The sequence below is a fragment of the Mesorhizobium sp. B2-4-18 genome (assembly GCF_006441385.1).
GTDB classification, from domain to species: domain Bacteria; phylum Pseudomonadota; class Alphaproteobacteria; order Rhizobiales; family Rhizobiaceae; genus Mesorhizobium; species Mesorhizobium australicum.
In genome coordinates, this window is the sequence record NZ_VFUW01000003.1 from 605,819 (window position 1) to 623,972 (window position 18,154).

Here is an 18,154-nt window from a genome sequence, read left to right on the forward strand (position 1 = left end):
CAACCTGCCAACAGAACCGCTGCGTGTTTCGAAAGGTCACGGCATGGATCCTAGGGTCTGCGCCGCGTCGCTTCGCTCCTTGCTTCGCCCTAGGATGACGAAGGGATGATTGTCCCGGCTAATCTCGAAGGTTTGTGACTTGCCAGCATCGTCACTTCTTATGCGGCGACACAACTGCAAATCTCCGGCCGTTGAGATTAGCCGTGGATCGCAATGCATTCGTCATCCTAGGGCGAAGCAGGAGCGAAGCTCCGTCGCGCAGACCCTAGGATCCATGCCGTTACAGTGGCCAAGGGGTGCGGCGGCCGCTAGCGTCCCACCCAGCCAGCAACTCAATGACGGGTAACAGGCGAAAGATCATGACAGAAAAAATCATCCTCGCTTCAGGCAGCCCGTTCCGCAAGGCGATGCTGGTCGATGCCGGCGTCGACATCGAGGCGGTTCCCGCGACGCTGGACGAGCGGGCGCTGGAGGCGCCGTTGCAGGACAGCGGCGCCTCGCCCGAGGACGTCGCGCTGGTGCTCGCCGAAGCCAAGGCCACCGAAGTCAGCGAGCGCCGGCCCGGGGCGCTGGTGCTTGGCTGCGACCAGACGCTGTCCTTGGGCGACGAGGTCTTCCACAAGCCGGCGGACATGGAGGGCGCGCGCCGCCATCTCCTGGCGTTGTCGGGCAAGACCCATCAGCTCAACAGCGCCGCCGTTCTGGTGCGCGACGGCAAGGTGCTGTGGCGCCATGTCGGCATCGCCTCGATGACCATGCGCAAGCTCGACCCCGCCTTCATCGGCCGGCATCTGGCCCATGTCGGCGTCAAGGCATTGTCGAGTGTCGGCGCCTACCAGGTCGAGGGCGAAGGCATCCAGCTGTTCGAAAAAATCGAAGGCGACCATTTTACCATTGTCGGCCTGCCGCTGCTGCCGTTGCTGGCGGAGCTGCGCGCACTGGGAGCCATCGATGGCTGAAACCCCGAAAAAGGCCTTCGTCACCGGCCACCCCATAAAACATTCGCGCTCGCCGAAGATCCACGGTCACTGGCTGGCCAAGCACGGCATTGACGGCACTTATCAGGCGATCGATGTCGCGCCCGAAAACTTCGCCGAATTCCTGGCGACGCTGCAGGCGAACGGTTATCGCGGCGGCAACGTCACCATCCCCCACAAGGAGGCGGCTTTTGCCGGGGTCGCGCGCCGCGACCATGCGGCCGACGAGATCGGCGCCGTCAACACGCTGTGGTTCGAGGACGGCACTTTGTGGGGCGGCAACACCGACGGCCACGGCTTTGCCGCCAATCTCGACGACCACGCTCCGGGCTGGGCGGCCAATGGCCCTGCCGTGGTGCTGGGTGCCGGGGGCGCCGCCCGTGCCGTCATCCATGCGCTGAAGGCGCGCGGCCTCGGTGATATCCGCATCGTCAATCGCACGCTCGCCCGGGCAATCGAATTGCGCGACCGCTTTGGCGCCGGGGTGTCCGCGCATCCGTTGGCGGCGACCGGCGAATTGCTGCGCGACGCCGGCCTGCTGGTCAACACCACGGCGCTGGGCATGCAGGGCAACGGGGATCTGGCCGCCGACCCCAGGGGTCTGCCCGCCCACGCCGTGGTCAACGACATCGTCTATGTGCCGCTCGAGACCCCACTGCTCGCCGCCGCGCGGGCACGGGGGCTGAAGACGGTCGACGGGCTCGGCATGCTGCTCAACCAGGCGGTGCCCGGCTTCGAACGCTGGTTCGGCGTCAGGCCGAAGGTGACGGCTGAACTGCGCGCACTCATCGTTGCCGATCTGGTGCCCAAATCCCGGGTGCCGAAATCATGATCGTGCTCGGCCTCACCGGCTCGATCGGCATGGGCAAGTCGACCACGGCCAGGATGTTCGCCGAAGCAGGGGTGCCGGTGCATGATTCCGACGAGACGGTGCACCGCCTCTATGCCGGCAAGGCGGCCCCGCTGGTCGAGGCCGCCTTTCCCGGCACCATGGTTCACGGAGGCGTCGACCGCGCAAAACTCGGCGCTCGCGTGCTCGGCGATGCCGCGGCTCTGAAAAAACTCGAAGCCATTATCCACCCGCTGGTCCGTGCCGATGCCGATGCCTTTCTGGCCAGGCATCGTGCAGCGGGCGAATCGCTCGTGGTCCTCGACATCCCGTTGCTGTTCGAAACCGGCGGCCGTGGCCGCGTCGACAAGGTCGTCGTGGTGACGGCGCCGGCCGAAGTCCAGCGCCAGCGCGTGCTGGCGCGGCCTGGCATGAGCGAGGAAAAACTGGCGTCGATTCTGGCCAGGCAGGTGCCGGATGCCGAAAAGCGCCGGCTGGCCGATTTCGTCATCGACACCGGCGAGGGCCTGGACGCCGCGCGTGCGGCGGTTGCTTCGATCATTGCCGAAATCAAGGGATAAGTCGGGCTCCTGACGGCAGGCCTTCAGCATTGCCCATTGCCATTTTGTTCCGGTCTGGCGATTCTGCTCCCAGGAGCGATCTGATTCGATGCGTGAGATCATTTTCGATACGGAAACCACCGGCCTCGATTCGCGTGACGACCGCGTGATCGAGCTTGGCGGCGTCGAACTGGTCAATCGCTTTCCGACCGGCAGGACCTTCCATCATTATATCAACCCGCAAGGCCGCGCGATCCATGCCGAGGCGCAGTCCGTGCACGGCATCAGCGCGGCCGATCTCGCGGGCAAGCCGAGCTTCGCCGAAATTGCCGAGGAATGGCTGAAATTCACGGAAGGCGCCAAGCTGGTCGCCCACAACGCCACCTTCGATATCGGCTTCCTCAATGTCGAATTCGGGCGGCTCGGCCACCCGCCTGTCGATAACGGGCTTGTCGTCGACACGCTGGCACTGGCGCGCCGCAAGCACCCGATGGGACCCAATTCGCTCGACGCGCTGTGCCGGCGCTACGGCATCGACAATACCAAGCGCACCAAGCACGGCGCCCTGCTCGATTCCGAATTGCTGGCGGAAGTCTATATCGAGCTGATCGGCGGCAAACAGGCCGCACTGATCCTCGACAGTGCCACCGCGCCGGCCCAGGGCGGCAACAATGTCAGGCATATCGAGATCATCGTTGCCGAGCGTCCGGCGCCGCTGCTGCCCCGCCTGACCGAAGCGGAGCGCGCCGCGCACGCCGCCATGGTCGCGACGCTCGGCGAAAAGGCGCTGTGGCTGAAAGCCTCCCCCCAGGAAGCAGCCCAGGCGCTGTCGTCATGCAGCCATCCGAGAAGCGGCCTCAGTAGGGCCATTCCCCCCGGCCCAGCGCGGCAGCGGCCGCAATGATGCGCGCAAAAGCCTCCGCCGCGGCCGGCACGGTCGTGCGGGCGCGCAGGAAACTGTGCACGAGGCGGGGCTCCTCATGCCACCAGGCCTTGCCGCCGGCCTCCAGGATATGGTCGCGATAGACTTCGCCGTCCGACGACAGCGGATCGCATTCGGCCGTGATGATCACCGTTGGCGGCAGGTCGGAAAAGTCGCGGTCGCGCAGCGGCGCGAAGGTCGGATCGCCGGGCGATTGCTTCCGGGCTGAGCGGACGTCGCGGTAGAAGGCGGCGTCGCTCGTCGACAGCAGCGGCGCATCGGCGTGTTCCACGTAGGAGCCGATCGCCTCGTTGCCGCCGAGGTCGGGATAGATCAGCACCTGGCCGATCGCGGCGCGCGGATGGCGACGCGTGGCGTGTGCCACCGCCGCCGCCAGATTGCCGCCCGCACTTTCACCGCAGAGCACGAGCGGCGGCTCGCTGGTCGCCGCCGCCCATTCGAAAGCCGCCAGCGCATCGTCGAAGGCGGCGGGATGAAGATGCTCGGGCGCCAGCCGGTAATCGACCGACACAATGTCGAAGCCGGTGCCGGCGCAGATTTCGGCGCAGATGTCGTCATGGCTTTCGAGCCCGCCGAGGATGAAACCGCCACCGTGGAAATAGAGCACTGTCGCGCGCGGTGTGGCGCCGGCGAGCCGGTAACGGCGGACCGGGATATCATGGTTCGAAGCGGCGACCAGGCTGTCGGTGGCCTTGACCCCGGGCGGACGGCCCTGGTGGAAGGCCCGGCACATCCTCGCATAGACCGCGCGCTGCCTGTCGATGGGCAGGCCGGCGATCTCCGGCGGGTACCAGGCGTTGACGCTGTCGATATAGGCCCAGAGCGCCGGGTCGAGCCATGGTCCGTATTTGCCGCGGCTGGTCATTTCAATCCGAGCGGCACGTCAAAGCTCGGCATAGAGACGCGCGGCGTTTTCAAAAGTGAAGCGCAGGGGTACCGAGCCTTCGACCTGCCAGACGGTGACCGGCTCGCCGGCCAGCAGCCGGCAGGCGCCGTCGGTGTCGGCAACCGCGCCGCCATAGAGCCGGTTGGCAAGGTTGAGGATGCCGGTCTGGTGCATGGCCGCGCTGCCGCTGCCGCAGGCATCCTTGACCAAAAGCACGCGAAAGCCCCTTGCCACGGCATCCCTGACCGACGCGTCGATGCAGGCCTCGGTCCACACGCCAGCCATGACGAGCCATTCGATGCCGGAAGCCTTGAGCCGATCGCCGGCCGGACCGGAGCGGAAGGCGCTGGCCTCGGCCTTGATCAGCAGCGCCTCGCCATTCGCCGGCGCCACCTCGTGGCAGATCTCGGTCAGCGGGTCGCTCTTGTCGGAAAAGGCCGACTTGCCGTCTTCGCCGACCGGATGAAAGGGCCGGTCCTGGCTGTCGAGATCGACGATATAGGCCCAGTGATGAAGCGGCACATGGTTTTGACGCGCCGCCGCCTGCAGGCGCTGGACATTGGCGAGGATCTTTTCATAGCCCTCGACGAGGTAGCGCTTGTCCCGCCGGTGCTCTTCCTGCAGGTCGATGAACACAGCGGCCACCGTGCCGCGCCTGATGGAAATGGGGGCTTTCATGCGGATAGGGTCCGGGCCAACACGGTTCCTTTCAGCGCGCTGGCGCAGGCCCCGGCGATTGGCCGGCGCCTCCCCACCTTCGTCATCCACGGGCGGAGCAGGAGCGAAGCTCCGTCGCGGAGACCCGAGGATCCATGCCGTGACGTTGATCGACTGGTGCAACGGAGCAGAATTCGGACCATTGCTGCGCTTCTGTGTCGCGGCATGGATCCCTTGGGCTGCGAAGCAGCTCCAGAGGTCTGCGCCGCGTCGCTGCGCTCCTTGCTTCGCCCTAGGATGACGAAGCGATAGGAGGCCCCGTCGGCCGCGAAGGTCACGTCAGCGAGGTGGGCAGAAGGCATCAAACCTGCGTCTCCAAAAACTCATCCTCATACGGAAAGCGCGACAGAAGCTCGGTGCCGGTCTCGGTGATCAGGATTTCGTCCTCCAGCTTGACGCCTTCGCGGCCGCCCTTCTCGCCAATATAGCTTTCCACGCTCACCACCATGCCTGGCACGATATGGCCGTCGCGGCCATAGGTCTCGTAATCCATGGCATGCGCGATGAACGGTGTCTCGCCATGCATGCCGACGCCGTGCATGACCGAGGTGTAGCGCTGGTCGACGAAGCGGTCCGGAATTTTCCACGCCTTCTCGGCGATCTCGCGGAACGCCATGCCGGGCTTCACGATCGAAATATTGTGCTGAACCTGATCATGCGCCATGCGGTAGAGCGATTTCTGATAAGGCGTCGGTCTGCCCGGCCCGCAGCGGAAGGTGCGCGAAAAATCCGAATAATAACCGTAACAGCCGATCGTGTCGGTATCGAGCGCCAGCAATTCGCCGGGCCTGATCTTGCGGCCGCTGGCTTCATTGAACCACGGATTGGTGCGCTGGCCCGAGGTCAGCAGCCGCGTTTCGATGAACTCGCCGCCCTGGCGTATGACCTCGCCATACATGATGGCGAACAGCTCGTTCTCGGAAACGCCGGGCTTGATCGCTTCGCGCACCGCATAGACGGCGGCTTCGGCGCCGGCCATCGAGGCCAGCAGGCATTTGACCTCCTCCGGCGTCTTGACCGCGCGCACGGCGAGGATCTCGCCCTGGCAGTCCCGGACCTCGCAGCCGCGCTTTTCAAGCGCCAGGGCCTGCAGATGGCTGCAGCGGTCGAGCCCGAGCTTCATCGAGCCGCCGCCGTGCTTTCTCAAGAGTTCGGCGATCTCGTCGGCGAAGGGCCCGGCGGTCTCGTCGTCGCGGCCCGACACGGACGACCAGACGAGCTTGGAAGGACGCGCCTCGTCGATCGTGTCGAGCACCATGGAGACATGGTAGCTCTGCGGATATTCGAACAGCACGATCGGCCCGTCGGCCGGAATGAAGAAATAGCGGGTCGAGTTGCGCAGGAAATAGCCGAACATGTTGCGCGAACCGGTGGCGTAGCGCTGGTTGTAGGGGTCGAACAAAACGACGCCGCCATAGCCGGCCTCGCGCATCCAGCCGCGCAGTTTGTTGAGCCGGCCTTTGCGCAGGGCATCGGCATCGATGAAGGACGGCTCGGTGTCCGACAGCCACATGCCGCCGGCCGGGTCGGCCGCCGCCGGATGGCGCATGCGGTCCTTGAAGTCGACATCCTCGGTGCTGTCGGGGTCGAAAACGACGATGCTCATGGTGTCTGGCCTTTGGCTGGGTGTAGGGCCAGAGCATGGCGCAGGAGGATCGGGGCAATTGTGCGGAAAACCGCGTGGGTTGTGCGGGATACCGCTGCAGGACAGAGGGGGGCGCTGTCCCGCCAACGCCTCCCGCGTCAACGCTCGCGCTAATGCCTTCTCGCCATCTTCGGCGCATGGCCATGCTCCTCTCGAAAAGCCCGCGCAAAGCTCGACATCGAGGCAAAGCCGCAGGCCAGCGCCACATCGCGCACGGCAAGCGTCGAATGCGCCAGCAGGTCGGCGGCGCGTTTCAGCCTGAGCCGTCGATAATAGCCGTTGGGCGAGATGGCGAGTTCGGAGCGGAACGAGCGTTCGAGCTTGTCGGAGGAAACGCCGAGCTTCGCCGTCAGCTCGGCCATGCCGAGCCGCTCCTCCACCGCGTCTTCCATGATGGCGATGGCCGACAGCACCAGCTCGTTCTGCACGCCGGTGCGCAGGCGCAGCGGCATCAGCTTGCGGTCGACGCTCGAGCGCAATTGGCTGTGCACGAACCACTCGGCGACGCCCGCGGCAAGCTCGGCGCCGTAGTCGCGGGTGATGATCTCCAGCATCATGTCGAGGCTGCCGACCCCGCCGGCCGAGGTAAAACGCTTGCGGTCGATGACGTAGAGATCGCGGCGCAGCTCGATGTTGGGGAACGCCTCGGTGAAGGCGGCCTGGCTGGTCCAGTGCAAGGTGCAGGCATGGCCGTCGAGCAGGCCCGCGCGTGCCAGGAAGAACGCCGCGTCCGCCACCGCCCCGATATGCGCGCCATTGCGCAGGCTGCGGCGGATCCAGCTCGCTGCGTCCTCGGCGACGAGATGGTCGGCATCGCCGCCCGAGCAGACCACGATGCGGTCGACCTTGGGCGCTGCCTCGGCGTAAAAGCCTGGCTGGATGACGACGCCGTTCGAGGCCTCGACCGGATCTTGGGTCGCCCCGACGATGATCCAGCGGTAGCATTCCCGCTTCGCCAGTATGTTGGCGGCGCGCAGTGGCTCGATGACGGAACTGAACGCCATCATCGGAAAGCCGGGGAACACCAGCACCGCGAAGGTGAGCGGGGCGTCCGTGGGTTTGGGTGGTTCGCGTGTGGCCATGACGTCCGGAGCCGGGAGGATCGGGGCTACAATTCGGACAGATGGGCTTCGGGGTCAACGGTGTTCGGCCGAAGGCGAAGGGGCGAACGCAAGCGCTCAGTCCAGATACCGGGACACGCGCGCCTTCAAAAGCGCGATCAGCTCCGGGTCCATGAATTCATAATTGTCAGGGATATCGAGGCAGATCACCTTGGCCGCCTTCAGGCTGGCCTTGAACTGCTTCCGCAGTTTCGTCCGGTGGGTTTTCTGCATGACAAAGATGATGTCCGCCCAGCCGACGAGCTCGTGCGTCAGCGGCGTGTCGGCGTCATGATTGGTGCCAGCCGACGCGACTTCGATGTCGCGCCGCGTGGAAAACACTTGCTCGGCGGTCGGGCTGCGCAAGCGGTTCTGGCTGCAGACGAAGAGGACGTTTTTCAAAGGTTAGCGCGCCAAGTCCGCCACCACGGCGTCGAGCACGATCATGCCGGCCGGCGTGGCGCGCAGGCGGGCGTTGCCGATCGGCGCCACCAGGCCCTCGCCCTGCAGCACCGACAGGCGAGCGCTCGACAGCCCGCGCCCGGAGAAGGCCTCGTAGCGCGAGAGGTCGATGCCTTCGGCGAGCCTCAGCCCCATCAAAAGAAATTCGTCCGCCTCTTCGGAGCGCGTCAGCAGTTCGCCGCCGGTGATGCCATGGCCCTTGGCCTCGACCAGATTGGCCCAGGTTTCCGGCATCCGTTCGGCGATGGTCACCACACGATGGCCGTTCTCCACGAAGCGGCCATGCGCGCCGGGGCCGACGCCGACATATTCGCCGTAGCGCCAATAGGTCAGATTGTGCCGGCTCTCGGCGCCCGGCCTGGCGTGGTTGGAGATCTCGTAGGCCGGCAGGCCGTGCGCCGACGTGATTTCCTGCGTCAGTGCATAGAGATCGGCGGCGTGGTCGTTGTCGGGAACGACGAATTTTTTCGCCGCGTGGAGCGCATGGAAGGGCGTGCCTTCCTCGATGGTCAGCTGGTAGAGCGACAGGTGGTCGGCGGCATGGCCGATCGCCTGTTCGAGTTCCGCCTGCCAATCCTCCGGCGTCTGCCCGGGCCGCGCATAGATCAGGTCGAAGGAGAGCCGCGGAAAGATTTCGCGCGCGAGCCCGATGGCGTGCAAGGCTTCCCTTACATTGTGCAGCCGGCCGAGAAAGCGCAAATCCATGTCGTTCAGCGCCTGCACGCCGAGCGAGACGCGGTTGACGCCCGCTGCCCGGTAACCGCGAAACCGCTCCGCCTCGACCGAGGACGGGTTGGCCTCGAGCGTCACCTCGATGCCGTCAGGCACCGTCCAATTCCCAGCCACGGCGTCCAGAACCCTGGCCACGGTTTCCGGCTTCATCAGCGACGGCGTGCCGCCGCCGAGAAAGATGCTGGTCACTTCGCGTGGCCCGGTGCGCTGGCGCATCGTCGCCAACTCGGCCTCGAAGGCGGCGGCGAAGCGCTCCTGGTCGACCGGCTGGTGGCGGACATGGCTGTTGAAGTCGCAATAGGGGCACTTGGCCGCGCAGAACGGCCAATGGACATAGACGCCGAAGCCGGGACCGCGGTCGAGCGCCATGGTGGTGCCGGGTCCGATCATGCCGAGCCAGGCCTCACCGAACCAAGCCGGGCTTGGGCGAATTTCTGGAAGGCGCGGGCGCGGTGCGACAGCGCCGTCGCCTGGCCGGGTTTCCAGCCGTGCTTTTCCTCCGCGCTCATCTCGCCGAAGGTCTTGTCGAAGCCATTGGGCAAAAACACCGGATCGTAGCCGAAGCCGAGCTCGCCGCGCGGCGGCCAGACCAGCGTGCCCTCGGCCTCACCGCGATAATATTCGGCCTCGCCGTCGGGAAAGGCGAGGCAGATGACGGCGACAAAGCGGCCCGTGCGCCGTTCGGGCGTGGCCGCGCCGACTTCCTGCATCGCCACTTCGGTGCGCTGCATGGCCATGGCGAAATCGCGCGAACCGTCCGGAGTCTCGGCCCAGTTCGCGGTATAGACGCCAGGCGCGCCGTCGAGCGCGTCGACACACAGGCCGGAATCGTCCGACAGTGCCGGCAGGCCGGTCGCCTTTGCGGCGGCAAAGGCCTTGATGTAGGCGTTTTCCTCGAAGGTGGTGCCGGTTTCGTCCGGTTCGGGCAGGCCATACGCCTTGGCCGATTTCGCCTCGAAGCCGAACGGCCCCATCAGCTCGGCGAATTCGCGCAGCTTGCCTTCATTGTGGCTGGCGACGACGATCTTCTTGCCATCAAGCGTATGGAGGTTTGGCGAATGCATCAAAGGCCCCAGATTCTTGGCTCGGCGAACTCGATCGAATTGCCCGAAGGGTCGCGTATATAGATCGAACGGCCGCCTTGCGGCCATTCGAATTCGCTTTCGATGGCGATTTTCTTCGCCAAGAGATGGGTTTTCCAAAGCTCGATTTCATCGGCGGTCGCGGCAAAGCACAGATGGCCTTCGCCGACCGTGCCGTGCGGCGGCACCTTCAGCCGCGCATCGGACGCCGGGGGAATTCTGGTCGCCTCGGCGTTGAAGACGAGCAGGACGCCCGGGCCACAGCGGAAGAACAGGTGGCGGCCTTCTACCTTGCCAAGCAGGGTGAGGCCGAGGATATCGGTGTAGAAGACCTCTGCTTCAGCGAGGTCGGTGACATAGAGGGCGGATTCAAGAATGGCAGAGGGAGTCACGAGGCACCCCCCTCTGGCCTGCCGGCCATCTCCCCCGCAAGGGGGGAGATTGGCAGCGTGAGCGCCAGCTCATGGTATTCTATGCTGATTGTTGGCGAAGCTCTCGACAACATCCGATCTCCCCCCTTGCGGGGGAGATGCCCGGCAGGGCAGAGGGGGGTGCCCAGGCTCCGCATGAATAAACTAAGCCACCGCCATCTGCTGCAGGCTGACCAACCGGGAAATGCCCTTCTTGGCCAGGCCCATCAAGGCCGCGAACTGCTCTTCGGAGAAAGGCTCGCCCTCGGCGGTGCCCTGGATCTCGACGATGCCGCCCTTGCCGGTCATGACGAAATTGGCGTCGGTGCCGGCCGAGGAATCCTCGATATAGTCGAGGTCGATGACCGGCTGGCCGTCATGGATGCCGCAGGAAATCGCCGCGACATGATCCTTCAGCACTTTCGAAACGCTGGCCATCTGCCGCGCTTCCATCCAGCGCAGGCAGTCATACAGCGCCACCCAGCCGCCGGTGATCGAAGCGGTGCGGGTGCCGCCATCGGCCTGGATGACGTCGCAGTCGACGGTGATCTGCTGTTCGCCCAGCGCCTGCAGGTCGACCACGGCGCGTAGCGAACGGCCGATCAGCCGCTGGATTTCCAGCGTGCGGCCGCCCTGCTTGCCGGCGGAGGCCTCGCGGCGCATGCGCTCGCCGGTCGAGCGCGGCAGCATGCCATATTCGGCCGTCACCCAGCCCTTGCCGGAATTGCGCATCCAGCCAGGCACCTTTTCCTCAAGGCTGGCGGTGCACAGGACATGCGTGTCGCCGAACTTCACCAGGCACGAGCCTTCGGCATGCTTGGAGACGCCGCGCTCGAAGGATATGGCGCGCATTTCGTCGAATTGGCGTTTGGAGGGGCGCATTCGGCCTGCTTTCTTGTCATTTTTTGAATCGTGGCCGGCTTGTAGCCCCACCAAGCCCATGGCGCAAAGGAAAATGGCCGAGCGATCCGACACAGACACCGGGTTGCGCGCGGCCCACCGAAGTCTATATCCTTGAACCGGAGGTTTTTAGCCGAATGACCAAGGCAGTCGATCCCGCCTCGCAGTCGCTGGCTCTTCAGTCGCTCGACATGCGCTCGCGCGACATCTTCCGGCGCATCGTCGATTCCTATCTGCGGGACGGCGAACCCGTGGGCTCGCGCAGCCTGTCGCGCATCCTGCCGTCCTCGCTGTCGCCCGCCACCATCCGCAACGTGATGAGCGACCTCGAGCATCTCGGGCTGATCTACGCGCCGCACATCTCGGCCGGGCGCCTGCCGACCCAGGCTGGCCTGCGTTTCTTCGTCGATGCCTTCATGGAGCTTGGCGACCTCTCCGACGAGGAGCGCCGCACCATCGAGGCGCAGGTGCGGGCCTCCGGCTCGGGCGCGACGCTGGAGCATATGTTGACCGAAGCCAGCCAGATGCTGTCGGGCATGTCGCGGGGCGCCGGCCTGGTGCTGGCCGCCAAGAACGAGGTGGCGCTCAAGCATATCGAATTCATCCAGCTGGAGCCGACCAAGGCGCTTGCCGTGCTGGTATCGCAGAATGGCGACGTCGAAAACCGTGTCGTCGAGCTGCCCGCCGGCATCACCGTCTCGCAACTGCACGAGGCCTCGAATTTCCTCAACGCGCATATTCGTGGCCGCACGCTGGCCGAGGCGCGCACCGAGATCGCCCGCATCAAGGAAGAGACGAGAGCCGCCCTCGATACGCTGTCGCAGGACCTCGTCGAGAAGGGGCTTGCGGTGTGGGCGGGCGCCGAAAGCGGCCTGCCTGCCCGGCTCATCGTGCGCGGCCGCGCCAATCTGCTGGAAAACGTCACCGCCCAGGCCGACATCGAACTCTTGCGCCACCTGTTCGAGGACATGGAAACGCAGGACGGGCTGATCCAATTGCTCGACCTCGCCGAGCAGGGATCGGGCGTGCGCATCTTCATCGGCTCGGAAAACAAGCTGTTCTCGCTGTCGGGCTCGTCGCTGGTGGTGGCGCCCTATCGCGACAAGGACGCCCGCGTCGTCGGCGCGCTCGGCGTCATCGGCCCGACAAGGCTGAACTATGCCCGCATCGTGCCGATGGTGGATTATACGGCACAGCTGATTTCCCGCATGCTGAGGTAAGGAGTCCGAGGAATTATTGCTTTGGCTTCCATGCCGGAATTCGACCGCGAACGACTTTCCTGGCGGGACCGTAAATCCAGACAGGCTGCAAAGGAGAAAAAGAATGGCGCTGGAATCGTTCAAGGCCCAGATCAGTCTGCTGCTCGAGGAGATGGTCAACCAGCCGGAGGACCAGCACGAAATTCAGGAACAGCTGCGCGAAAAACTGCGCGAGATGCGCGCCATGGGCCTGCCATTGCCGGCCGATCTCGTTGAATTGGAAAAACGCCTGGACGACGATTTTTACGCTGCCGGGACCTGATCCGAGAAGTTTTGCGCATCGTGCGCAACGGAACCCACGGGCAAACCGATCGTTGCTTTCCTTCATGACGGATTGGAGGAAGTAATGCGATTAGCCGGACTGGCGATGTCCGCACTGTTTGTCACGACAGCGGCGCTCGCCCAGCAAGCCGACCAGCCTGTGCTCAAAGGCCCGGCCGCCTTCGGCGATTGGCGGGCGGACAGGCCCGGCGTGCGCCGGCTGATCAAGCCGGAAGACCTGCCGAAACCCTATGTCACCAAATCCGCGTCCAACAGCGCCGGCGTGATCGACATGCCGGCGGACGCAAAGCCGCATTTGCCGCCGGGGTTTTCGGCCGAGTTGATCGCCTCGGGGATCGACAATCCGCGCGTCGTGCGCATCGCACCCAATGGCGACCTGTTCGTTGCCGACAGCAAGGCCAACCAGGTTCGGGTCTATCGCCTGGCAAAGGGCAGCGCGAAAGCCGCGGAGAAAAGCATCTTTGCCGGCGGCCTCAACCGGCCCTATGGCATTGCCTTCTATCCCCCGGGCAAGGACCCGCAATGGGTCTACGTCGCCAACAGCGACAGCATCGTGCGTTTTGCCTACGGCAATGGCGACCTGAAGGCCTCGGGCGAGCCGCAAACCATCGTCGCCGACATCCCCTCGACCCACCACTGGACCCGCGACATCGCCTTCTCGCCCGACGGCAAGACACTTTACCTCTCCGTCGGCTCCGGCTCGAATGTCGCCGAGGACATGGGCAAGAGGCCCAGGGGCGGGCTCGACGCCTGGGTCAAGGCTAAGCCGCTCGGCGCCAGTTGGGGTTCCGAGGCGGGCCGGGCCGAGGTCCGGGCCTTCGATCCCGACGGCAAGAACGGCCGCACAGTCGCCACCGGCTTGCGCAACTGTTCGGGGATGACCGTCCAGCCGGCGACCGGCGCGCTATGGTGTGTCGTCAACGAACGCGACGGGCTCGGCGACAATGTGCCCGCCGAATACGCGACATCGGTCAGGGAAGGCGCCTTCTATGGCTGGCCCTGGTATTATATCGGCGACAATGAGGACCCGCGCCACAGGGGCGAGCGGTCCGATCTCACCGGCAAGGCTGACAGTCCCGACGTGCTGATGCAGGCGCATTCGGCGCCGCTCAACATCGCCTTCTACGATGGCAAGGATTTGCCCGCCGACACCGGCTTTCCCCAGGCGTATCGAGGCGACGCCTTCGTTGCCCTGCACGGTTCGTGGAACCGCGGCAACAGGACCGGCTACAAGGTGGTCCGGCTTCTGTTCGAGGACGGCAAGCCAACCGGCGAATACGAGGATTTCATGACCGGCTTCGTCGTTTCCAATGGCGAGGTGTGGGGCCGCCCGGTCGGCGTTGCGGCGGCCGGCGACGGATCCTTGATCGTCTCCGAGGACGGCAACGGCACGATCTGGCGCGTGACTTATGGTGGCGACCGCTCCTGATCCTTGCTTGCGAACCGGGCCATTGCCGTCTGGCGCAAGCGAATCCCGCGCTCAGGGCGTTCTCCTGGAGGCCCGCCTCGTGCGACAACGGGCGCGACCGCCCTTGGACGCCAACGCCAATGACCCTCACCGGATTCCTCGCCTATAGCGCCGCTCTTGGTATCGCCGCCGCCATTCCTGGCCCCGGCATCACCGCGTTGGTCGCGCGTGCGCTGGGCTCGGGCTTTCGCTCGTCGCTGGCCATGTCCTTCGGACTCATGCTGGGCGATCTCACCTACCTGACCGCCGTGGTGCTGGGCCTCGCCTTCGTCGCGCAGGAGTTCGGCATGGTTTTCCTGGCCATCAAATGGGCCGGCGTCGCCTACCTGGCTTTCCTCGGCTGGCGCTTCTGGACCGCCGGCATCACACCTGAAACCGTCGAAGCCAGGAAGGGAAAGGGCGGCTTGCTGTCGAGCTTCGTCGCCGGCCTCACCGTGACGCTCGGCAACCCCAAGACGATGATCTTCTACCTCGCCATCACGCCGACCATCGTCGACCTGAAGACGATCACGCTTGCCGATTACGGCATTCTCGTCGCGCTGACGGTCGTCGTCCTGTTCGTCGTGCTGGTGCCTTACCTGGCGCTGGCGGCCAAGGCGCGCTGGTTCCTGAAGTCGCCGCGCGCGCTGAAGGTGCTGAACCGCACCGCCGGCGCCTTCATGGTTGGCGCGGCGGCGGCGATCGCCGCTCGTCAGTAGGTCGTTTCGGCCAAACCATTCCCTGCCCCGGCTGTTTCGGGAAATGCTTTTCCGAGGGCCAGGCGTTTTCAGCACGCGCCCCACTCGGATATTTTCCAGCCGCAGCCTATCTTGCGCGGTTGAAAGCCCTATTCTGTCGGCTACTGCCAATTGCCTGAAATCCAGGGAGCGAAACCAATGAACAAGCCCGTCACTTCAGCCCGCGTGCCCGGCCGCGGCCGCATCTACGATTCCATCACCGACACGATCGGCGACACGCCCCTGGTACGGCTCGACAAGTTCGCCAAGGAGAAGGGCATCGTCGCCAATCTGGTCGCCAAGCTCGAATTCTTCAATCCGATCGCCTCGGTCAAGGACCGTATCGGCGTAGCGATGATCGAGGCGCTGGAAGCGGCCGGCAAGATTGCCCCCGGCAAGACCACGCTGATCGAACCGACATCCGGCAACACCGGCATCGCGCTCGCCTTCGCCGCCGCCGCCAAGGGCTACAAGCTGATCCTGACCATGCCGGAGACGATGTCGGTCGAGCGCCGCAAGATGCTGGCGCTGCTCGGCGCCGAGCTGGTGCTGACCGAAGGCCCGAAAGGCATGAAGGGCGCCATCGCCAAGGCCGACGAACTGGCCGCGACGATCCCCAACGCCATCATTCCGCAGCAGTTCGAAAACCCGGCCAATCCAGAGATCCATCGCAAGATGACGGCGGAGGAAATCTGGAACGACACCCAGGGCGGGATCGACATCTTCATCGCCGGCATCGGCACTGGCGGCACCATCACCGGCGTCGGCCAGGTTTTGAAGAAGCGCAAGCCCGCGCTGCATGTCGTCGCCGTCGAGCCGGATGCTTCGCCGGTGCTGTCGGGCGGCCAGCCCGGCCCGCACAAGATCCAGGGCATCGGCGCCGGCTTCGCGCCAAAAATCCTCGACACCACGGTCTATGACGAGATCGTCAAGGTCTCGAACGAGGACTCGGTCGCCAATGCGCGCCTCATCGCCCGCCTCGAAGGCGTGCCGGTCGGCATCTCCTCGGGCGCGGCCCTGCAGGCGGCCATCGTCGTCGGCTCGCGGCCCGAGAACAAGGGCAAGACCCTGGTCGTGGTCATCCCCGACTTCGCCGAGCGGTATCTGTCGACGATCCTGTTCGAGGGGCTGGGGGCTTAGGCTTCGATACCCAAGAACAGCAGCGCTAACGTGGCTTGTTTAGCGTCCTGAGCCTGGCCCGTTGAAAAACCTGCCGTGGAGTCCTTACCCGACTTGAGTAGCCCCTGCTTCCGGTGCAAATCTCGAGCGCGCCCTGGTTCGGGCCGGGGGAGGATTTCATGTACAAGCTCTACACGCGTCCGGGCAGCGGCGGCTTTGTCGTCGAGGCGGCGCTGGCGCTGATCGATGCGCCTTTCCAGCAGATCGACGTGCCGAAAAGCGAGGCGCCCGATCCGGCCTTCCTCGCCATCAGCCCGTTGAACCAGGTGCCGGTGCTGACCTTGCCGGACGGACGCTCTATCACCGAATCGGCGGCGATCTGCATCCTGCTCGCCGAGCGCCACCCGCAAGCCGGCCTGGCGCCGGCGGTCGGCGCGCCCGCCCGCGCGGAGTTCCTGCGCTGGATGGCGTTCATGTCCTCGGTGCTTTACCCGGCGGTGCTGCGGCTCTACTACGCCCATCGCTACACGACAGATGCCGAGGGGTCGAAGGCGGTGAAACAGGCGGCGGTCGCCGAGATGGACCGCGGTTTTGCCGTCGTCGATGCAGCCTTGCGCAACCGCGACTGGCTCGCCGGCGATCAGATGTCGCTGGCCGACATCTATCTCGTCATGCTGGTGGCTTGGCATCCCGACATCGACATGGCGCGGGCGGCCTGGCCCGGTATCGAACGCCTGTGGGCGCGGTTGCGCGAGCATCCGCTCATGAAGACGCTCAACACGTCGCACGAAATGTGGCCGGCCTGAGCGGACACTTCACTGTATGAGCGCGGCGCGTCTTGCCTGCAGGAAGCGGCGCACCGCCGGATCGCGCTCGAGGCCGATCGCCCGATCATAGGCTTCGAGCGCCTGCGGTGCCTGGCCGAGCCTGGCCAGCAGGCCGGCCCGCGCGGCCCAGTAGGGCTGGTAGTCATTGAGCCGCTTGTCGTCTCCCAGCACGTAAAGAGCCGCCAACCCCGCCACCGCGCCCTCGGTCTCGGCGATCGCCACCGCGCGGTTGATCGCCACGACCGGTGATCCCGCGATCGAAAACAGCGCTTCGTAGAGCGCGCGGATCGCCGCCCAGTCGGTGCGGCCGCTCAGCCGTCGCGCCACATGCGCCGACTGGACCGCCGCCTCGAGCTGATAGCGGCCGATCGTGCCCATGGTGGCGGCACGGCGGAGCAGCGCTTCGGCCTCGTCGACCAGGGCGTGATCCCACAGTGCATGGTCCTGCTCGGCGAGCGGCACATACTCTCCGGCCGTGTCGCGACGCGCGGCGCGGCGCGCCTCGGCGAACAGCATCAGAGCCAGCAGGCCCAGCGCTTCCGGCTCGTCCGGCAGCAGCGAGGCCACCAGCCGGCCGAGCCAGATACCTTCGGTGGCGAGGTTTCGGCGCCGCGTCTCTGTACCGGCGGGGTCGGACCAGCCCTCGGCGAAAGCGGCGTAGATCGCCTCCAGCACGGCGTCCAGCCTTTCACCGAGTTCGGCTCGCTCCGGCACGCGGAACGGAATGCCGGTCTCGCGGATGCGGCTCTTGGCGCGCACCAGCCGCTGTCCCATCGTTGACGGCGAGAGCAGGAAGGCGGATGCGATCGTCGCGGCATCGAAGCCGAGGATGGTCTGAAGGATCAGCGGCGCCCGCACGCCGGGTTCGATCGCCGGATGGGCGCAGGCGAACATCAGCCGCAATCGTTCGTCGGGCAGGTCCTCATCGGTCATGCGCGCCTCCGCCTCCTCGGCAATCAGCTTGAGATGGTCGCGGCCGGCTTCGCTGGTCAGCCGCCGCCGCACCGCGTCGACACGCCGCCGCCTTGCCACCGCGAGCAACCAGGCTTCCGGCTTTTCCGGCACGCCGGTGCGCGGCCAGCGTTCAAGCGCCGCCGCAAAGGCGTCGGCCAGAGCATCCTCCGCGGCAGCCACGTCGCGCGTGCGCGCCGCCAGCCAGGCGACCAGCTTGCCGTAGCTCTGCCGGGCGGCCGTCTCGGCGGCCACCCGGGCGATTTCGGGGCGTGTGTCCATCACGCCG

20 protein-coding genes are annotated in these 18,154 nt (G+C 65.6%); 10 read left to right on the forward strand and 10 right to left on the reverse strand.

Translation table 11 applies throughout. The features are described 5' to 3' along the window. Positions 1-359 precede the first annotated feature (359 nt). From FJ527_RS10140 to dnaQ, 4 genes are all read left to right on the forward strand, one after another. On the forward strand, positions 360-959 hold the full coding sequence (locus FJ527_RS10140; protein WP_140822972.1) for a Maf-like protein: 600 nt from the start codon (positions 360-362) through the stop codon (positions 957-959). Beyond that, positions 952-1,809 carry a shikimate dehydrogenase gene (locus FJ527_RS10145; protein WP_140822974.1) on the forward strand — a complete coding sequence of 286 codons (858 nt, stop codon included), beginning with the start codon at positions 952-954 and terminating at the stop codon, positions 1,807-1,809. Before FJ527_RS10140 ends, FJ527_RS10145 begins: the two co-directional genes overlap by 8 nt. Then, a complete protein-coding gene (gene coaE / locus FJ527_RS10150; RefSeq protein ID WP_140822976.1) occupies positions 1,806-2,387 on the forward strand; it encodes a dephospho-CoA kinase in 582 nt (193 codons plus the stop codon). The genes FJ527_RS10145 and coaE overlap by 4 nt, the downstream gene beginning before the upstream one ends. A gap of 88 nt (positions 2,388-2,475) precedes the next feature. Then, entirely contained in the window at positions 2,476-3,270 is a 795-nt protein-coding gene (gene dnaQ / locus FJ527_RS10155; RefSeq protein ID WP_246677704.1) for a DNA polymerase III subunit epsilon, read from the forward strand. Here the strand turns inward: dnaQ and FJ527_RS10160 are convergent. The 9 genes from FJ527_RS10160 to rph all read right to left on the reverse strand — a co-directional run bounded on the left by FJ527_RS10160 (position 3,224) and on the right by rph (position 11,225). Further along, a complete protein-coding gene (locus tag FJ527_RS10160) occupies positions 3,224-4,174 on the reverse strand; it encodes an alpha/beta hydrolase (protein WP_140822978.1) in 951 nt (316 codons plus the stop codon). The two genes, dnaQ and FJ527_RS10160, sit on opposite strands and share 47 nt — an antisense overlap. Before the next feature lie 18 nt (positions 4,175-4,192). Next, positions 4,193-4,873: an isochorismatase family protein gene (locus FJ527_RS10165; RefSeq protein ID WP_140788920.1), complete on the reverse strand. Its 681-nt coding sequence runs from the start codon at positions 4,871-4,873 to the stop codon at positions 4,193-4,195. 340 nt (positions 4,874-5,213) lie between these two features. Further along, the gene (locus tag FJ527_RS10170) at positions 5,214-6,518 is read right to left on the reverse strand and encodes a Xaa-Pro peptidase family protein (RefSeq protein ID WP_140822980.1); all 1,305 of its coding nucleotides are present in this window, start codon (positions 6,516-6,518) and stop codon (positions 5,214-5,216) included. A 149-nt stretch (positions 6,519-6,667) separates the two neighbouring features. Further along, entirely contained in the window at positions 6,668-7,639 is a 972-nt protein-coding gene (locus tag FJ527_RS10175) for a GlxA family transcriptional regulator (protein WP_140822982.1), read from the reverse strand. A 96-nt stretch (positions 7,640-7,735) separates the two neighbouring features. Further along, positions 7,736-8,059, reverse strand: coding sequence for a low molecular weight protein tyrosine phosphatase family protein (locus FJ527_RS10180; RefSeq protein WP_140822984.1), 324 nt, complete (start codon positions 8,057-8,059; stop codon positions 7,736-7,738). A gap of 3 nt (positions 8,060-8,062) precedes the next feature. Continuing rightward, the gene (gene hemW / locus FJ527_RS10185) at positions 8,063-9,241 is read right to left on the reverse strand and encodes a radical SAM family heme chaperone HemW (protein WP_140822986.1); all 1,179 of its coding nucleotides are present in this window, start codon (positions 9,239-9,241) and stop codon (positions 8,063-8,065) included. Then, positions 9,238-9,915 carry an RdgB/HAM1 family non-canonical purine NTP pyrophosphatase gene (rdgB, locus tag FJ527_RS10190; RefSeq protein WP_015314796.1) on the reverse strand — a complete coding sequence of 226 codons (678 nt, stop codon included), beginning with the start codon at positions 9,913-9,915 and terminating at the stop codon, positions 9,238-9,240. Before rdgB ends, hemW begins: the two co-directional genes overlap by 4 nt. Next, a complete protein-coding gene (locus FJ527_RS10195; protein ID WP_140822988.1) occupies positions 9,915-10,325 on the reverse strand; it encodes a VOC family protein in 411 nt (136 codons plus the stop codon). The genes rdgB and FJ527_RS10195 overlap by 1 nt, the downstream gene beginning before the upstream one ends. Positions 10,326-10,508: 183 nt before the next feature. Further along, complete coding sequence (gene rph / locus FJ527_RS10205; RefSeq protein ID WP_015314794.1) at positions 10,509-11,225, reverse strand: ribonuclease PH; 717 nt, start codon at positions 11,223-11,225, stop codon at positions 10,509-10,511. A gap of 155 nt (positions 11,226-11,380) precedes the next feature. Between rph and hrcA the strand changes: the two genes are divergently transcribed. The 6 genes from hrcA (at position 11,381) to FJ527_RS10235 (ending at position 16,893) form a co-directional block, all read left to right on the forward strand. Continuing rightward, positions 11,381-12,463: a heat-inducible transcriptional repressor HrcA gene (hrcA, locus tag FJ527_RS10210; RefSeq protein WP_015314793.1), complete on the forward strand. Its 1,083-nt coding sequence runs from the start codon at positions 11,381-11,383 to the stop codon at positions 12,461-12,463. Positions 12,464-12,566: 103 nt separating this feature from the next. Next, positions 12,567-12,764 (forward strand): hypothetical protein, encoded by a 198-nt coding sequence (locus FJ527_RS10215; RefSeq protein WP_015314792.1) that lies wholly within the window; start codon positions 12,567-12,569, stop codon positions 12,762-12,764. A gap of 105 nt (positions 12,765-12,869) precedes the next feature. Beyond that, positions 12,870-14,213 carry a sorbosone dehydrogenase family protein gene (locus FJ527_RS10220; protein ID WP_246677705.1) on the forward strand — a complete coding sequence of 448 codons (1,344 nt, stop codon included), beginning with the start codon at positions 12,870-12,872 and terminating at the stop codon, positions 14,211-14,213. Positions 14,214-14,332: 119 nt separating this feature from the next. Then, positions 14,333-14,950, forward strand: coding sequence for a LysE family translocator (locus tag FJ527_RS10225; RefSeq protein WP_140618139.1), 618 nt, complete (start codon positions 14,333-14,335; stop codon positions 14,948-14,950). Between the two features lie 177 nt (positions 14,951-15,127). Continuing rightward, positions 15,128-16,108 carry a cysteine synthase A gene (gene cysK / locus FJ527_RS10230; RefSeq protein ID WP_140822991.1) on the forward strand — a complete coding sequence of 327 codons (981 nt, stop codon included), beginning with the start codon at positions 15,128-15,130 and terminating at the stop codon, positions 16,106-16,108. 158 nt (positions 16,109-16,266) lie between these two features. Then, the gene (locus FJ527_RS10235) at positions 16,267-16,893 is read left to right on the forward strand and encodes a glutathione S-transferase family protein (protein ID WP_140618135.1); all 627 of its coding nucleotides are present in this window, start codon (positions 16,267-16,269) and stop codon (positions 16,891-16,893) included. Positions 16,894-16,902: 9 nt separating this feature from the next. On the opposite strand, the gene FJ527_RS10240 is transcribed toward FJ527_RS10235, so the two are convergent. Beyond that, positions 16,903-18,147, reverse strand: a complete 1,245-nt coding sequence (locus tag FJ527_RS10240; protein WP_140823085.1) for an RNA polymerase sigma factor — start codon at positions 18,145-18,147, stop codon at positions 16,903-16,905. Between the last annotated feature and the right edge of the window lie 7 nt (positions 18,148-18,154).

What these genes read in the sequence shown, in the direction of transcription:
- FJ527_RS10140 (WP_140822972.1), top strand. Translation starts at nt 360, where the DNA reads ATGACAGAAAAAATCATCCTCGCTTCAGGCAGCCCGTTCCGCAAGGCG.
- FJ527_RS10145 (WP_140822974.1), top strand. Translation starts at nt 952, where the DNA reads ATGGCTGAAACCCCGAAAAAGGCCTTCGTCACCGGCCACCCCATAAAA.
- coaE (WP_140822976.1), top strand. Translation starts at nt 1,806, where the DNA reads ATGATCGTGCTCGGCCTCACCGGCTCGATCGGCATGGGCAAGTCGACC.
- dnaQ (WP_246677704.1), top strand. Translation starts at nt 2,476, where the DNA reads ATGCGTGAGATCATTTTCGATACGGAAACCACCGGCCTCGATTCGCGT.
- FJ527_RS10160 (WP_140822978.1), bottom strand. Translation starts at nt 4,174, where the DNA reads ATGACCAGCCGCGGCAAATACGGACCATGGCTCGACCCGGCGCTCTGG.
- FJ527_RS10165 (WP_140788920.1), bottom strand. Translation starts at nt 4,873, where the DNA reads ATGAAAGCCCCCATTTCCATCAGGCGCGGCACGGTGGCCGCTGTGTTC.
- FJ527_RS10170 (WP_140822980.1), bottom strand. Translation starts at nt 6,518, where the DNA reads ATGAGCATCGTCGTTTTCGACCCCGACAGCACCGAGGATGTCGACTTC.
- FJ527_RS10175 (WP_140822982.1), bottom strand. Translation starts at nt 7,639, where the DNA reads ATGGCCACACGCGAACCACCCAAACCCACGGACGCCCCGCTCACCTTC.
- hemW (WP_140822986.1), bottom strand. Translation starts at nt 9,241, where the DNA reads ATGATCGGACCCGGCACCACCATGGCGCTCGACCGCGGTCCCGGCTTC.
- rdgB (WP_015314796.1), bottom strand. Translation starts at nt 9,915, where the DNA reads ATGCATTCGCCAAACCTCCATACGCTTGATGGCAAGAAGATCGTCGTC.
- rph (WP_015314794.1), bottom strand. Translation starts at nt 11,225, where the DNA reads ATGCGCCCCTCCAAACGCCAATTCGACGAAATGCGCGCCATATCCTTC.
- hrcA (WP_015314793.1), top strand. Translation starts at nt 11,381, where the DNA reads ATGACCAAGGCAGTCGATCCCGCCTCGCAGTCGCTGGCTCTTCAGTCG.
- FJ527_RS10215 (WP_015314792.1), top strand. Translation starts at nt 12,567, where the DNA reads ATGGCGCTGGAATCGTTCAAGGCCCAGATCAGTCTGCTGCTCGAGGAG.
- FJ527_RS10220 (WP_246677705.1), top strand. Translation starts at nt 12,870, where the DNA reads ATGTCCGCACTGTTTGTCACGACAGCGGCGCTCGCCCAGCAAGCCGAC.
- FJ527_RS10225 (WP_140618139.1), top strand. Translation starts at nt 14,333, where the DNA reads ATGACCCTCACCGGATTCCTCGCCTATAGCGCCGCTCTTGGTATCGCC.
- cysK (WP_140822991.1), top strand. Translation starts at nt 15,128, where the DNA reads ATGAACAAGCCCGTCACTTCAGCCCGCGTGCCCGGCCGCGGCCGCATC.
- FJ527_RS10235 (WP_140618135.1), top strand. Translation starts at nt 16,267, where the DNA reads ATGTACAAGCTCTACACGCGTCCGGGCAGCGGCGGCTTTGTCGTCGAG.
- FJ527_RS10240 (WP_140823085.1), bottom strand. Translation starts at nt 18,147, where the DNA reads ATGGACACACGCCCCGAAATCGCCCGGGTGGCCGCCGAGACGGCCGCC.